Here is a 15,570-nt window from a genome sequence, read left to right on the forward strand (position 1 = left end):
ACGCGAGAGGGCAGCAGCAGAGCACGAAGATTCGGTGCAGGAGTTCCGGGATGTCCAAATCAAGGTCCGACGATCAATCAATTAACCGTATAACCGACGCTTCGCCGACGCAAAAAAGTCGTTACGAGGCTGTCGGATCGGCCGTGTCGCGCATCGGGGCTGCTATCGATAGCAAGGCGCTTGTTCGCACGTTGACGGCCCTTTCCCCATTAGTCGTCCTCGCGCTGGTTTCCGGTCAGACAAAGTGGTTGCTCGTTTCGCTGGTGACGGTGTCGACCGCTATCGCAGTGGATCGCTCGCATCTCGCTCCGCTCGGGGTTATTTCCCACGGGATAACCATCGGAGCGGGCTTCCTGGTATTGATGGCCTCGCTTGCGTATCCACCACTGTTTGTCGTAGCCACTGCCCTAATGGCAATGGGGTCGATTTTGGTGACCGCACGGGGAAGCGAATTGCGCTCACTCGGTAGCTATACGTTCATTCCGGTACTTTACCTCGCCTGCGAGAGCGCCGAGGGAGTGAGGCAATCTTCACTCATTCATCGCGGGTTCGAACTTCTTCCCTTCGTATTGGCTGCTTTCTTGCCGGTTCTGCTGATTTCCTCGATCAATCATTACCGCGAACGCCGTCCAGAGATTTCATATCTAGCGCACTATGCGAAATGGTCGAAGCGTTCTGAGCGTGGCGACCGTGTTCCGTACGTCGAAGCGATGATCGCAATAGCACTCGCCGTAGGCCTCGCCGCAGCGCTCGTGGAGTGGAGGCATATCGAGCGCGGACAATGGATGATCTGGTCTGCGGCGAGCGTGGTGACGGGCAGTGCGGCGAGCGCCCGAGTCAAGTTCCGGAATCGTATCGCGGGGGCCATCTTAGGCGTGCCGGCCGGTATCTTCGTCGGGTTGTTGGTCCCCCACGACTATTTCGTGCGAGACCTGGTTATCCTCGCTGCGTTGCTGACACTCGTCTGCATTCGGCCCTACGTTATGGCATTCGGCACGCGTTGCGCCTGCGCCGCGATGGCATTCGTGGTTGCCGGGCAGTCGTGGACTTTCGCTAGCGAGCGTCTGATCAACGTAGCGGCCGGCAGTGCAATCGGTCTCTTGATTACGCTGGCTGTGCACGTTATCGCGAGGCGCATCGAACGCTCGCGCAAACCGGTCTCATTTTGATGATCGGCAAGATTCCGGTCGCCCCTGTCGACGGGTCCGATGTTGCGTCGCGCGCGCAAGCGAATGGCCGCTCGGAGCCGCTCATCGGCCGTTTAGCGATCCGCGCGACCATACCGACAATTGCACGATAGCTACTCTCGCAACGATTGGAATCGCGATTTCCGGCGCGAGCAGCGGAATGAGACTATCAAACATCCGCGACGACGACGGAAAGCCGTGAAGAAGCACGATGGTTGGCGCGTCTTTCGGCCCCGCCTCTCGATAGAAAACGCCAACACCTTTCACTTCTGCCCGGTGATAAGTAAGGGTCGATGAGGACGATCCGCTCGGATCAGTTCTGCGTGGGCGGGAATCGGTAGACGAACTCTTTGTATTCATGGTGACTCCGTTATGAGGCAACGTTGGAGCGGCAAGTTAAGTCTGCGCCCTTCGGTCCCTCGAAGCAGACGACATTGCTCGTCAGTCACCTTAGCTGGCGACCGAGGCGGACGCATTTTCCCGCTCCTGCAGCAGTCGCCACTGAACCTTTCCGCTGCCCGTTCGGGGTAGCCCAGCGACGAATTCAACGATCTGGGGTACCTTATACGCAGCCATATGCTCATGTGCCCATTCAGTGATCTGCTTTGCTGATACATCAGCGCCGGCCCGCACGACCACGAATGCCTTCACCGCCTCACCCTTGCGCGCGTCTGTTGTTGCTACGACACATGCTTCCTGAACCGCAGGGTGCGCAAACAACAAAGTCTCGACTTCCGCGGGCCATACCTTATAGCCAGACACATTTATCATTCGCTTCAACCGGTCGACGAAGAAGAAATATCCGTCCTCGTCGATATAGCCGAGATCGCCAGTGCGCAGATAACGTATGCCTGAAACCTCGACGAAGGCGTCGCGCGTGGCATCGGGGCGTCCCCAGTAACCCGTGAACACCTGCGGACCGCTGATCAGAATCTCGCCCGTTTCCCGCGGACCGAGCACTTCGAGCGTGATGGGATCAACCACAATTGATTCGGTATCCTGTATCGGTATGCCCAGACACTGCAGCTTGCATCGCTGCGGTGGATTGATGTGAGTCGCTGAGATGGTCTCGGACAACCCGTAGCCCTCCATGTAGGGGACACCCAAGCGAGCTTCGATGCGCTGTGCCAGTGCGTTCGGCATGGCGGCGCCACCGCCCGCCAGACGCTCGATGGAACTCAAGTCGAAACGCTCAAGATCGGGCAGGCTCATAAAGTCAACCATCATCGTCGATATCGCAATCCAGAGCCCTACGCGATAGCGCTCGATCAGGAGAGCGGCACATCGACTGTCCCATCGGGTCATCACAACCATGGTCGAACCGAGAGAGATCGCCACGTTCATGCATTGCTGCATGCCGGTAACATGAAACATCGGCATCGCGCACAAGATCGCCGAGTCAGGAGACACATGACACCATTGCGCAGAGGCCGCGACGACATGCGTTGCGCTACGATTGGTGTGCATGCATCCTTTCGGCGCGCCCGTGGTGCCCGACGTGTAGGGGATCACCGCAAGGTCCTCGGGCGATGCCACGTACGGCGACGGCTGCTGAGCGGCCGCAAGCGCGGCACGCCAACGCACCACGTTCGGCGCAATAGCTACAGAGTGCTCGGAGTAGATATCGAGTTCGGGGACGGTTTCAGTCAGCACGACTGGCAGCGGCAGGTCGGTGTTGTCAGCAAGATAGTCGGAATAGCGCGCCACAATCGCGTGGCTGATCGCGCCGCCAAGAAGAGGCTGGGCATTCTCGTAGAGTTCTTCACCCAGCAGAACGACCTTGGCGCCGCAGTCCTCAATAATCTGCCGAAGTTCGGCGGTCGTGTTCATCGGATTCACCGGCACAACCACTGCATTGGCTCGCAAGATTGCATAGTAGCCGATCACGTATTGCGGGCTGTTCTGCATATACAGTGCGACGCGATCGCCACGCGCGACGGCGCACTGACACTGCAGAAAGCCGGCCAGCGCCTCTACTTCTTGCCGCAATTGCGCATAACTCAACGTCCCGCCGTAGTAGTGAAGCGCCGTCTTCCCGGGATATCGGCTGGCAGAGGTTTCGAGGTTTCCGTACAGCGAAGGCTGCGGCGATGACAGGTGATGCGCAAGGCCCTCGGGCCAGTATGGCGAATCTTTCACGTTTCCCTCCATCAGGTGGCGCTCCGGATGCCTTCAACGATTGATGCCGTTGAGTCGGCGCCGTTGCCGTGGCATCCGTTATGTACGACTGGAAAAGCCGACGGCGTTATCGAGCTTTGTTTGTGCGTTCGATCCCGTCTTAAGCTTAGTACGCCAGTGACGCTGCGACACAGTATCGACGGCTCTACTTGCTGGCCGACCTACGAGGCCTTCGCAGTCATTTGCTCCCAGCGATAGCGCGTTATTCGCGCCGCGCGATTCTGAATATGCCTGCCTTTTGTCCGATGTTCATCTGGCATCTGTGAATATTGTGGATTACGCTACCTTTTGCTATGCGACTTTAAAACGTAGCTGACTCACGAAGTCACAATTGCGCGGACTTTCGTGCACCCCTTCTGCACGTGCCTGCCGACACCGAGCGAAAAACGACCGCCTGGTGGGGCATTTCGCCATTTAATTACTTTGACCAACGCCGCGGCTTTCTCGCATCCCCAGCGGGAACAGCCGACCGCATCGACAGCCCCTCGTTGTCTTATCGCGCGTTTCCGCAAACGGCAGCAGCCAGGTATTACTCCAGCAATCTTTAATTTCATTGGTTTGAATTGGACGCCGCATCCGGCCGGCAAACAGGCTCCTGCCCGCCGCGACGTTACGCGCCTGATTTGGCGACAAGGAGATGGCCATGAAGATCAAGCATTTAAGCATTTTGTCGGCAACCGCCGTTGCACTTCTCTCGCTCAGCGGTGCCGCGCAGGCCGGCGGCCCCGGCGGCGTTTGCTCGAACGCAACGCTAAAGGGAGCGTTCGGGTTTATCGGTCACGGAGAGATTCTTGGACTGATAGGCGCCGATGGTACGGTGCACCCTTACGCTGCCCCATCGATCCTTGATGACGTCGCGCTGGTGACGTTCGACGGCGCGGGCAATTTTTCGCGCACCGACTTCGGGGTTATTGGCGGGCTGCCGAAAGGGGGTGAGACCACATTCAATCCGAACCAGACCGGCACCTACACGGTGAACTCCGATTGCACCGGCACCATGAAAATCGTCTATACCCCCGGCGGAGGCGTTCCGGCCGGCGTCGAGACTGATCTGAACATCGTCGTGGCTGCTGACGGCACGCTCATCGAATCGGTTGTCTACAGGGCGATCACTGTCTCAGGTGCGAGCGCGGACGGCGTAGTAACGTGTCCGTCATATTGCCAGCAAGGTGTGCAGGAAAGTTTTGAGGGGAAAAAAGTCCTGGTCTACGGTTTTCGTTAGTCAGGTCCGGATGGGCTCACAACGGTCGGACGGGCTTTCAATCTGGAGTCCATATTCGCGCCACACGCGAGATTGATCCATCGTCGTTTGAGCATACCCAGGGGTTTTCCCGCCTGTGGAAGCAGGTGGGCGCGCCGTTACTACAGGTCATCGGTAAGGACTGGTAATGATCATGAGGCGCGAATTCAACCGGCTGGATGTATTGACGCAACTGCTCGCGGGATCAGCGGCCATGGTCGTGCTGATCGTCTTGCTGGGCGTGGTGGCCATTATCGAGATGCACGCAGGTAACAGCCGGGTATCAGCGCTGCAGGGAATCCAGCTACCCGCGGTGCGCAGCAGCCTGCAGATGGCCGCGAGCACGCGCGAGATCGCGCTGGGCGAATTTCTCGCCGTCGGGGCGAACACGCCGCTAGACATAAAGCACGGCACAGACATGACCGACGCCGGCATCGGCATGTTCCGTAACGCGCTCGCCGGCTATCGCGCGCTCGCTTCGGGCGATGACGTGGCGCGCGTCCGACGCGTGGCCGATTTCTTCGAACACTACATTGCTATCGACGCGAAGATCCGTGCCGCGCTGGCCGACGGCAATCAGGCGGATGCCTCGCAGCAGATCATGGGGGCGGCTGCACAAACCCGTGCCGCGCTTGATCGCGAACTGGAGGCCATTGTGGCGGGCAACGATGCCGCGGCCGCGAGAGAGGGCGCCGCCGCGCAGGCCGCGTATCACCACACGATCCTCACGGTCGCGGGTTTCATCCTGTTCGCGTCGCTCATCGCGCTCATCGTCTCGCTCGTGATCGCCAGAGGCATCCTGCGCCAGCTCGGCGGAGAGCCGCGGGTTGCCGCTGCCCTCACTGCCCGCATTGCCGCTGGTGACCTCTCGACGGCCATCCGCACGCGCCCTGGCGATGGCACGAGCCTGATGGTCGGGCTTGAGTTCATGCGTGAGCGTCTGGCCGCCATGGTCGAGGAGATCCAGCAGAGCTCGCTCCAGCTGAAACAGAAAACCGCCGACATCCAGGCGATGCTGCAGAACATGCAACAAGGCATTCTGACCGTCGTCGACGGCGGCATCGTGCATCCGGAATACTCGGCGTACCTCGAAGCAATTCTCGAGACGACCGACATTGCGGGGCAGCCGCTGCTCGATCTCGTGTTCGACAACACCGACGTGGGCAGCGATGCGCGTGCGCAGATCGAGGCCGCGCTCGACGCGTGCCTCGGCGAAGACAGCATGAACTTCGCGTTCAACGAGCATCTGCTTGTCAACGAAATCTCGAAGACGATGGCCGATGGCCGCGTGAAAATTCTCGACCTGAGCTGGTCGGCGATCATCGGCGAAAACGACATCGTCGTGCGCCTGATGCTGTGCGTGCGCGACGTAACCGAGCTGCGTGCGCTTGCCGCCGAAGCGGGCGAGCAGCGCCGCCGCCTCGAAATGATCGGCGAGATCCTTGCGGTGAGCGAAGAGAAGTTCCACCAGTTCGTGGAAAGCTCGATCGGCTTTATCCACGAAAACGAACGCATCATCCGCGAGCATGACAGGCCCGATCTGGACGCGGTCGCGAAGCTGTTCCGCAACATGCATACGGTGAAGGGCAATGCACGCACCTACAGCTTCCAGCACCTCACGAGCATCGTGCACGACGCCGAGCAGCGCTATGACGCGCTGCGCACGGCGCAAGGCGATCACATTTGGGACCAGCAGGCGCTGATCGCCGACCTCGGGCGCGTGAAGGCCGCGCTCGAAGCGTACGCGACGATCAACGAAGTGAGCCTCGGCCGCAAGGGAGGCAAGGCCGCGAGCAGCGCCGAGCGCTACCTGATGGTCGACATCGCGCTGATCCAGCAACACCTCGAAATGCTCGAGGGGGCAGATGCATCGGATCCGCAGGCGCTGCTGGAGATGCGTGAGTCGATGCACCGCACGCTTCGGCTGCTCGGTACTGAGACGCTCGGCGAAGCGCTCGGCGGCGTACTCGGCTCGCTGCCGTCGCTCGCGAAGGAGCTCGGCAAGGAAGTGCCGCACGTGCGGATTGACGACAACGGCTACCGGGTCCGCAGCCAGGCGTGCGGTGTGCTGTGCGATGTCTTCACGCATTTGCTGCGCAACTGCGTCGACCACGGCATTGAGCCGGCGGACGAGCGCATCGCCGCAGGCAAACCGGCGCCGGGCACGATCGCACTGGAGATGGGCGTTGACGACCACGCGCTGCAGATCACGGTCAGCGACGACGGACGCGGCCTCGCGCTGGCGAAGATCCGCCGCGCGGCAATTGAACGCGGATGGCTCAGCATTGACGAAGCGGCGAGCGACGAGACCATCGCCGCCTTCATCTTCCGTCCGGGCTTCTCCACCGCGCAGACGGTGAGCGAAGTGTCGGGACGCGGCGTCGGCATGGACGCGGTGCGCGATTTCATCCGCCGTGAGCATGGCCGCATTGAGCTGCGCTTCACCGATGACCGTCAGGGCGCCGACTTCCGCAGCTTCCAGACGGTCGCCTGGCTGCCCGAAACGTGGACGGTAGACAGTCTCGGGGAGCCGGACCGCGCGCAACGCAGGCGCGGTGACGAAGTAAGCACAGCGATCGCAGGATAGAGTGCCACGCCAGTGGCGTGATGAATTGATTCAGTAAATCAACAGGCACCGTCCTGCTTCCCACGCTACACGCTGTTGCGTTCCGCATGCAGCGACTCGACATCTTATGCGGTACTCCTTAGCGAAGTGCAGCCGCTACCGCCTCGTCGATCTGCAGCGCAAAGCGTGCTTCAACATCGGGCACCGTGTAGCCAATTGACAGTTCCAGATACGCGTCGCCAAGCACCAACTGAACGAATGTCGCTGACCGCAAGGCAGCAGTCGACTCGTCAAACCGCTTGCGCAGAATCTTTGCGGCGAAGGCACGCACGACCTTTGCACCATTTTCGTAAAACACCTGGCCAAGTTCCGGAAGACGCTCGGCCTCAGCAACGATGGCCCGGTAAAGCCGCAAATTATCCGGCGTAATAAGACCTCGTGCCAGCAACCATCCCAACTCGCGCAACTCAACTTCGGGTGCGCCATCGGTTTGCTCGCCCTGAGCGCTGGCAAGCAACGCGCCCACCTGAGCGCACATCTCGCCGACCAGACCAACGAAGAGCGCCTCCTTCGACTTGAAGTGGCGGTAGACCGTCTGTTTGCCGACGCCGGCGGCCGAGGCGACATCGTCCATCGTTGCCAGGCCGAAACCTTGGCTTAAAAAAACGGTTTTTGCACCGTCGAGGATGGCGAATCGCTTACGGCGTTGCAGCGGGCTCAGGTCGGGGAGAGAAGAAGTGTCCATGCGAGATAAATAGCAGATCATCGAGTAGTTGACAAGACTGGTCAGTCTCGTTTAGATTTGCGGAAACGAGACTGATTAGTCTCGTTTGTACGACTATTCAACTCGCAGCCAAACATTGGAGAACGCTTTGAAACTGTTCATCACAGGTGGTACTGGCTTTATCGGGCAAGCGGTCGCGCGCAAGGCTATCAACCTCGGCCATCAGGTGACGGCGTTGGTTCGCAAGGACAGTTCGGCGGCCGCCAGCGCACTGGCACGCCTCGGTGTGACACTGCATTCCGGCGACCTGCGCGAGCCACAGTCTTTCGCCGCGATTGCAGGCGCCGCTGATGGGGTGGTGCACACCGCGTCGACCAACGATGCTTCCGCCGGCGCTGCTGATGAGGCCGCGGCTGTCGCGATGCTTTCGCATCTGCATCCGGGCGCGGCATTTGTTTATACGTCGGGCACCTGGGTCTACGGCAATACGGAGGGGGAAGCCGCGACTGAAGCATCGGCGCTGAATCCGACGCCACTCATCGCCTGGCGCCCCGCAGTGGAGCAACAGGTGCAGGCGCTAGCAGCAAGCCGCTCGATTGCTGCAGTGATCCTCAGGCCGGCGATGGTGCATGGCGACGGTGGCGGCGTTTTTGGCATGCTTGCCGGCATGGCCCGTCAAACTGGCAGTGTGAGGATCGTAGGCGATGGTCGCAACCACTGGCCTGCCGTTCACGTCGATGATCTCGCCACGGCCTATCTGAGCGCGATGGAGCGGGCGGCACGCGGGGACGCACAAGTCACGGGACAGATCTTCAACGTGGTCTCGGAAGAGGCCGTTGCCCTTGCCGAAATAGGTGAAGCAATTCGGGCCTCGGTCGGCGCCGATCGCGTCGAACCCTGGCCGCTCGACGATGCTCGCCAATCGCTGGGACCGTTCGCTGACGCACTGGCACTCGATCAGACAGTAAGCGGCCAGCATGCCCGGCGAGTTCTTGCGTGGACGCCCCGCGGCCCCGGCCTGATTGCGGATCTCTCTGCGCAAAAGCACTTCCAGCAAGTCAACGGAGCATGACCATGGCGTGGAACAGTGCATCTTTCGAGTCGATTCTCGCGATGATCGTAGCGGTTCTGTTCGCGGTTGCCGGGGTGGTCAATCTCGCGGGACGCGGCGCGGTGAAGCGCGACTTCGCGCGCTGGGGTTACCCGGCATGGTTTCATTTGCTCTGTGGCGCACTTGAGCTGTTGTGCGCGGCACTTCTTTTTGGACAACAAACCAGAGTTCTGGGCCTGATGCTGGCCGGTGCGATTTTGATCGCCGTGCTCTTCACGTTGGTGCGAAACCGCGAGTCGTTCGGGCATCTCGCCCCGGCGCTGGTCTTCTCGGCTCTCGTTGTGGTTACTGTGGCGCTCCGCGGTTGAGGCTTGCCGCCACGGTGCGTCCCTCGCCGCGTTGTAAGGCATCTTTCAGGCATGCCCGCCAACTTGCGCTATCAGTACCACTACCAGGTCACATTTGATTGACAATTCTCACATCGTCTTACAACAATAGCAGTAAGGATCCCATCAGAAGGTCCTGCCCGATCTCGTCACTGCGTCTATGCATTCCGCCGCGCACGAGCGTCGCCACGTCGCTCCCTGGAAGACGAATGGATGACCACTTATCGGTAAGACAAAAGGAGATGAATCAAATGGCAGCGCATGACAAAGACGATACTCCGCTCCCCGCACCCCACAACAACGCGCCCGCCTCGCCTGGCCGGCGCGCGTTTATGGCCTTTGCCGGAGTATCCGCAGGTGCAACCCTTCTCGCGACCGGCCGCGCAGCGGTAGCGGCAGACCCCATGTTTCCGTTTCCTTCAGGTCCCGGAGACCAGCTTCCGCCACAACCCGGCCACCCGTTCGCGTCCGACCCAATCTGGGGCCCAGCCGGCGAGGCCACGGCCGTCATCAGGAGGCTCGCCTACATCAGGCCCGAGATGTTCTCCCGCGCAGACTTTCACGTGATGAGCTACGGTGCGCGCACGCTGCCCGCCTCCGCGCTGATTTCGTCGACCGCGTGGCCGGGCGGCAAGATTCCCTGGGTGACCGGCGGCACGGAGCAGACGGCGCATCCGACCAGCGACCTGCAAAGCCCCGGCTCGGACGTGATGGTGCCGTGCGACTACACGGGCACGCAGCACGACTCGTGCGCCGCGTTCAATGCCGCGATCATGGACGCGAATCGTGCCGGCGGCGGCCGCGTGGTGGTGCCGGCCGGCAACTGGTATTGCGGCGGTCCGATCGTGCTCCTGAGCCACGTGAACTTCCATCTGGAGTCGGGCTGCACGATCTATTTCAGCCCTAACCCGGCGGATTACGCGAAGAGCGGTCCGTACAGGACGGCGAACGGCAATCTGTACCACACGCGCTGGCAGGCGAACGACTGTCTGAATTTCGGCTCGCCGATCTATGCGTTCCGCCAGACCAACATTGCACTGACCGCCGACGACAACACCTGCGTGCTGAACGGTCAGGCGATGACGCCGATACAACTGAGCAATCAGCCGCCGACCTCGTGCTGGTGGACCTACAAGGGCAGCAGCAACACGTATGGCTGTGCGGGTTCGTCGACGCCATCGCAGGCTTATGCGAATCCGAACAACGTCCCACTGACGAGCCTCCCCGCTTCCCAGATCAAGAACCCGCAGGCAAACGTCTCCTTTACCAATCAGTACGGTGTGACGGGTTCGCTGATGGACCTGCTCACAGGCACGGGCTGGAACCAGGACCAGAACTATCTGCCCGCGCTGTCCGAGCTGCGCGTGCCGTTCGAGGACCGCATCTTCGGCAACGGACACTTTCTGCGTCCATGCATGATCGAGTTCATCGGGTGCACGAACGTGCTCCTGCAGAACTACCACACGCAGAACACGCCGTTCTGGCAGCACCATCCAACCGATTGCATGAACGTCGTGATCGACGGCGTGTTTGCCGACAGCGTTGGCCCGAACAACGACGGCTTCGATCCGGACGCGTGCAACTACGTGCTCGTACAGAACGTTCAGTTCAACACCGGCGACGACTGCATTGCAATGAAGTCCGGCAAGTACCTCGACACCGAGTACGGTCCGATGCAGAACATCGTCGTGCAGAATTGTACGATGCAGAGTGGCCACGGCGGCCTGACGATCGGCAGCGAATTGAGCGCGGGCGTGCAGAACGTCTACGCTCGCAATCTGACGATGCAAAACGAGAACTGGGCGAGCAATCCGCTAAATATCGCACTGCGGTTCAAGACCAACATGAACCGCGGCGGGTACATCAAAAACGTGTGGATCAATGGCGTGACGCTGCCCAACGGTGTGAACCTCGCCGGCAAATATGGCGGCGGCGCGCTCGGCGCCGCCATCAGCAAGATCACCGGTACCGGAACGACCGGTCTTGCGACGAACCCGTCCACGGGTCAAGGCGGCCTGATTACGTTCGACTGCGATTACAGCCCGTCCGGCGATGCGGTACGCTGGACTCCGTCGGTGATCAGCAACATCAACATCTCGAACGTGAACGCGAGCGATGTGTCGGGGGCGGTATCGTACTCAATGCCTTCGGGCTTCGTCGCCGGGTCGAACTCGTGCTTCCAGGCGATCGTCATGCAGGGCCCCGAGGCGGTCGACTACAACGGTCCGCTGCCGGTGCCGACCGTAAGTCCGATCAGCGGCGTCACGATCTCGAACTGCAACCTCGGCTCGCCGGTGTGCACCGGCGCAGCCCCGACGACGCCTTCGACGTCTGCGTCGGCGGCACCGGGTCCGATCTTCGTGAGCAATGTCAGCGGTATTACGCTGAATAATGTGGTGATCACGGGCACCACGTACAACACGACGCTGAGCGCGTCGGCGACTTGATATTGACGCACACGGCCACGGGCAATCGTGGCCGTGTGCGCGGAGATATCAAGTGACGAGCCGGTTCAAACCCCGGCCTTTCCGATTTGCCATCAGCAGAAACGGACGGCTGGTCCGATCATCCCAACCCTACGGCTCGCCCGACCAGAGCCAGGCCCACGCTGACAATCACAACGCCGATCACGCGCGCGACATCTTCGCTGAATGGCGCGAGACGCTCTATGGTGATAGCCGCTGTTACTCCAGCCATCACCCAAACATTCATGACCCCGGCAACGAGCAGGATCGACGTCAGGCCAGCGCAGCAGTAGCTGCAATGAAGCCCAAGGCGCAGGCCGTATCGCCACGCTGCGCCGGCATCCGTTGGCAGTTCGCAGTCACCGTACCCCGGAGCTTCCCGGCAGCAGTCAAGGTGGCGGACCTTCCAGCTAGTGAACTGAAGCGCCCCCGCTCCGAGCACGACCATACCGGCCACGACCGGAACGGCGCGCGCCAACACCGATAGCCGCATCTCCAGCGCCGACAGCGCGGCGCCCACCGCAAAAGCAGCCAGCCCCAACAAGGCCCAGACAAAGAAATACCCCACGCCCGCCAGTAGGGTGAGCCGGTCAGGCTGCATCTGACCTGCCCCGGCCAACGCCTCACGATAGCGCCACAACGCGGGCGCGAGCGATGGCAGCATCATCGCGACCATCATCACGAGCCACATGCCGAGGAACGATGCCGCGACACCGGACCATGTCTGTCCGCACATCGGCAGCCACGCCATCGACATCGTCCAGCCGCCTGGCATCGGCATCCCGCCCATCGCCGACATCGACGCGCACCACATGAGCGTCACCGTCGCGCTTGCTGCAAACAGCAGCGCGCAGATGCCGTAAAAAGTGAAGCCGGCGCGTTGGAAAACCGCGTGGCGCAAGAACGCCCCACGCGGTGTCCGCTGACCGGTTGCGCGAACGTCGCTCATCACCGCGCTCAACCCCTGGCGTACTCATCGTGGCGCTTCCACCAGACGCCCGTCTCGTTGCGTCCCTTCGGCGCACGGTCGAGCCACTGGTACATGCCCCAGATGCCGTCCACGCCGCGCGCATAGGTGGAATACGTGTGATACACGACGCCATCCTCGAGTATGAAAGCGCTCATTCCAGGCCGGTCGCGCGCGTACGTTTGCGCGTCGGTTCCGCAGTTAGCTGCAAACTGGACAACGGGCTCGGGTGCCGGTGTCGCATCCATCGCATGCCGGCCACGCAGGTAGTTGTATTCGACTTCGCCATCACGCTGTTGCGCCTCGGTGAACGAAATATTGAAGTCGAAGTTGAAATCGCTCCCGGCCGAGGACGCCCACGGAAACGTCCATCCCATGCGCCGCCGGTAGGCCAGCAGCTTCTCCAGCGGCGCCCGCGACACAGCGGTGAGCGTGACGTCATGGTTCGCGAGGTGAACGGCGATGCCGTCGAACCCATCCGCAATCGATGAACACGACGGGCACCCGGCCTTATAGTCCGGCCCGAACATGAAGTGATAAACGAGAAGCTGCGAGCGTCCACTGAAAAGCTCCGCCAGCGATACGCTGCCTTGCTCGGTATCGAACCGGTACGCCTTGTCGATCCGCACCCACGGCAGGGCCTGGCGTTGCTGCACCAGTTCGTCGCCGCGGCGCGTGAACTCCTTCTCCGCTGCGAGCAATTTGAGCCGCGCCGCCAGCCATTCTTCGCGTGTCCCGGTTGCATGTGTCGTCGTCATGATTCGCTCCTTAGGTGTCCTGTGTCGTTTGTTCCGTTCCCAAATCCGCTGAGAGGCTTGGGTGTCGTGCTAGATTAATCCCGGGCACCGCAGGAGGGGGAGTGACAAGTGTGACGCGATTAGAGCAGCCGATGGACTCGCCAGTCTCAGCCGCGGCGCATGCGCTCGCGGCCGGCGACCCGCTCGGCGCGCTGAAGCGGATCGCATTGCGCGACGACGCGCCCGCACTTGCGCTACGCGGCATCGCGATGGCGCAACTCGGCGATTTCGTGCGAGCCAGGGCGCTGGTGCGCAGTGCAGCACGCGCCTTCGGTGCAGGAGAGGCCGTATCCCGGGCTCGATGTGTGGTCGCCGAAGCCGAGATCGCGCTCGCCTCGCGCGACCTCGCCTGGCCCACCAAGGCGCTCGACGCCGCACGGGCGACGCTCGAAGCGAGCGGCGACCGGGCTAATGCGGCGTATGCGCGGTATCTCGAGATGCGGCGTCTGCTACTGATCGGGCGCCTTGACGAGGCTGAGCACGCACTCACCGAACTTGACCCCACGCCCTTTCCGCCCGGACTCAGGGCCGCTCACGAACTGGTCGTCGCAGGTATAGCAATGCGCCGCCTGCACACGCAAACGGCCCTTGCCGCGCTCAAACAGGCCGAATACGCCGCGCACCGCGCGGGCATCCCTGCGTTGAAGGCCGAGGTCGAAAACGCATTCTTCGTATTGAACGCGCCCGCCGCAAGGTTAATTGCGTGTGGCGAGGAACGCCCTCTTCTGCTTGCCGAAGTCGAAGCCTTGCTGGCATCCGACACGCTCATCGTCGATGCATGCCACTATGCCGTGCGCGAAGCGGACACCGTCGTTTCGCTCGCAAGGCGTCCTGTGTTGTTCGCGCTTGCACGCGCGCTCGCCGAAGCGTGGCCGTCCGACGTGCCACGGGACAGGCTGATCTCGCAGGCATTCCGCACCCGGCATCCCGACGAATCGCATCGCGTACGCCTGCGCGTCGAAATCGGACGGCTTCGCACATTGCTCGGGACGCTGGCGAGCGTGAATGCAACGAGAGCCGGTTTTGCCCTGGCGCCGCAGCGGGCACGAGAAATCGTGGTGCTGGCGCGACCCGTCGAAGAAGGACATGCGGTGGTACTCGCCTTGCTCGCCGACGGTGAGTCGTGGTCGAGCTCGGCGCTCGCGCTTGTGCTTGGCGCCAGCCAGCGCACCGTACAGCGGACGCTCGACTCGCTGGCGGCGGCCGGCAAGGTGCAGTCGTTTGGACGTGGACGGGCGCGTCGCTGGATGACCCCGGCCCTGCCGGGATTCACGACGACATTGTTACTCCCCGCGCCGCTACCGGTTGATTATGATGGAATCGACAGGTGACCAGCCAGGGAGACGCCATGAAGCGTGCAACAGCAGAAATCGTCAATGAATACGGCCCATTTCCGGGTATCGATGGCGTGCATGGCGTCACCTATGATGGTGCGCACGTCTGGTTTGCGAGCGGAGACAGGCTGAACGTGCTCGATCCGCAGAGCGGCAAGACGCTGCGCTCGCTCGATGTCGCCGCGCACGCAGGCACGGCCTTCGACGGTCAGCACCTGTACCAGATCGCCGATCATCACATCCAGAAGATCGATCCGCAGACCGGCCGTGTGCTCGCCTCGATCCCGGCCCCTGGCGGCGACGATGCCGCAGGACTCACGTGGGCCGAAGGGTCGCTGTGGGTGGGGCAGTATCGGGATCGGAAGATTCTTCAGATCGACCCCGAAACCGGGAAGGTTCTTCGCAGCATCGAATCGAACCGCTTCGTCACCGGTGTGACGTGGGTTGACGGAGAGCTTTGGCACGCCACATGGGACGATAACGAAAGCGAGCTACGACACGTCGATCCACGCAGTGGCGAAGTCGTGGAGAGTCTCGAAATGCCGCCCGGCACCCACGTGTCCGGGCTGGAGTCCGACGGAGCCGAGCAGTTCTTCTGCGGCGGCGGACGCAGCGGCAAGCTGCGAGCCGTCCGCCGGCCGAAGCGCGGCTCCCCCGCCTAAAACGCCGCCTGGA

At 61.7% G+C, this 15,570-nt stretch carries 12 protein-coding genes and 1 pseudogene; 8 read left to right on the forward strand and 5 right to left on the reverse strand.

Annotation, left to right across the window (positions count from 1 at the left end; translation table 11 throughout):
• Positions 1 to 50 precede the first annotated feature (50 nt).
• A complete protein-coding gene (locus tag BUS06_RS19325; RefSeq protein WP_083611476.1) occupies positions 51 to 1,169 on the forward strand; it encodes an FUSC family protein in 1,119 nt (372 codons plus the stop codon).
• 159 nt (positions 1,170 to 1,328) lie between these two features.
• On the opposite strand, the pseudogene BUS06_RS38240 reads toward BUS06_RS19325, so the two are convergent.
• A pseudogene (locus tag BUS06_RS38240) lies at positions 1,329 to 1,547 on the reverse strand (alpha/beta fold hydrolase); the annotation flags it as partial.
• Positions 1,548 to 1,637: 90 nt separating this feature from the next.
• Positions 1,638 to 3,338: a long-chain-fatty-acid--CoA ligase gene (locus BUS06_RS19335; RefSeq protein WP_074265709.1), complete on the reverse strand. Its 1,701-nt coding sequence runs from the start codon at positions 3,336 to 3,338 to the stop codon at positions 1,638 to 1,640.
• A gap of 670 nt (positions 3,339 to 4,008) precedes the next feature.
• Between BUS06_RS19335 and BUS06_RS19340 the strand changes: the two genes are divergently transcribed.
• Together BUS06_RS19340 and BUS06_RS19345 are read left to right on the forward strand one after the other, a co-directional pair.
• Positions 4,009 to 4,587, forward strand: a complete 579-nt coding sequence (locus BUS06_RS19340) for a hypothetical protein (protein WP_074265710.1) — start codon at positions 4,009 to 4,011, stop codon at positions 4,585 to 4,587.
• A gap of 172 nt (positions 4,588 to 4,759) precedes the next feature.
• Positions 4,760 to 7,192 carry an ATP-binding protein gene (locus tag BUS06_RS19345; RefSeq protein ID WP_438803541.1) on the forward strand — a complete coding sequence of 811 codons (2,433 nt, stop codon included), beginning with the start codon at positions 4,760 to 4,762 and terminating at the stop codon, positions 7,190 to 7,192.
• A 118-nt stretch (positions 7,193 to 7,310) separates the two neighbouring features.
• On the opposite strand, the gene BUS06_RS19350 is transcribed toward BUS06_RS19345, so the two are convergent.
• Positions 7,311 to 7,937: a TetR/AcrR family transcriptional regulator gene (locus BUS06_RS19350; protein WP_254368877.1), complete on the reverse strand. Its 627-nt coding sequence runs from the start codon at positions 7,935 to 7,937 to the stop codon at positions 7,311 to 7,313.
• A gap of 106 nt (positions 7,938 to 8,043) precedes the next feature.
• Between BUS06_RS19350 and BUS06_RS19355 the strand changes: the two genes are divergently transcribed.
• The 3 genes from BUS06_RS19355 to BUS06_RS19365 all read left to right on the forward strand — a co-directional run bounded on the left by BUS06_RS19355 (position 8,044) and on the right by BUS06_RS19365 (position 11,779).
• Positions 8,044 to 8,967, forward strand: a complete 924-nt coding sequence (locus tag BUS06_RS19355) for an NAD-dependent epimerase/dehydratase family protein (protein WP_074265713.1) — start codon at positions 8,044 to 8,046, stop codon at positions 8,965 to 8,967.
• Positions 8,964 to 9,314, forward strand: a complete 351-nt coding sequence (locus BUS06_RS19360) for a DoxX family protein (protein WP_254368878.1) — start codon at positions 8,964 to 8,966, stop codon at positions 9,312 to 9,314. Before BUS06_RS19355 ends, BUS06_RS19360 begins: the two co-directional genes overlap by 4 nt.
• Before the next feature lie 269 nt (positions 9,315 to 9,583).
• On the forward strand, positions 9,584 to 11,779 hold the full coding sequence (locus tag BUS06_RS19365; RefSeq protein WP_074265715.1) for a glycoside hydrolase family 28 protein: 2,196 nt from the start codon (positions 9,584 to 9,586) through the stop codon (positions 11,777 to 11,779).
• 118 nt (positions 11,780 to 11,897) lie between these two features.
• Here BUS06_RS19365 and BUS06_RS19370 read toward each other — a convergent pair whose 3' ends face one another.
• Together BUS06_RS19370 and BUS06_RS19375 are read right to left on the reverse strand one after the other, a co-directional pair.
• Complete coding sequence (locus tag BUS06_RS19370; protein ID WP_074265716.1) at positions 11,898 to 12,746, reverse strand: DUF2182 domain-containing protein; 849 nt, start codon at positions 12,744 to 12,746, stop codon at positions 11,898 to 11,900.
• 8 nt (positions 12,747 to 12,754) lie between these two features.
• A complete protein-coding gene (locus BUS06_RS19375) occupies positions 12,755 to 13,522 on the reverse strand; it encodes a DUF899 domain-containing protein (protein ID WP_074265717.1) in 768 nt (255 codons plus the stop codon).
• A 131-nt stretch (positions 13,523 to 13,653) separates the two neighbouring features.
• On the opposite strand from BUS06_RS19375, the gene BUS06_RS19380 reads away from it, so the two are divergent.
• Positions 13,654 to 14,892 carry a helix-turn-helix domain-containing protein gene (locus BUS06_RS19380; protein WP_074265718.1) on the forward strand — a complete coding sequence of 413 codons (1,239 nt, stop codon included), beginning with the start codon at positions 13,654 to 13,656 and terminating at the stop codon, positions 14,890 to 14,892.
• 17 nt (positions 14,893 to 14,909) lie between these two features.
• The gene (locus tag BUS06_RS19385) at positions 14,910 to 15,557 is read left to right on the forward strand and encodes a Vgb family protein (RefSeq protein WP_074265719.1); all 648 of its coding nucleotides are present in this window, start codon (positions 14,910 to 14,912) and stop codon (positions 15,555 to 15,557) included.
• Positions 15,558 to 15,570 lie beyond the last annotated feature (13 nt).

The organism is Paraburkholderia phenazinium (assembly GCF_900141745.1).
Lineage (GTDB): Bacteria > Pseudomonadota > Gammaproteobacteria > Burkholderiales > Burkholderiaceae > Paraburkholderia > Paraburkholderia phenazinium_B.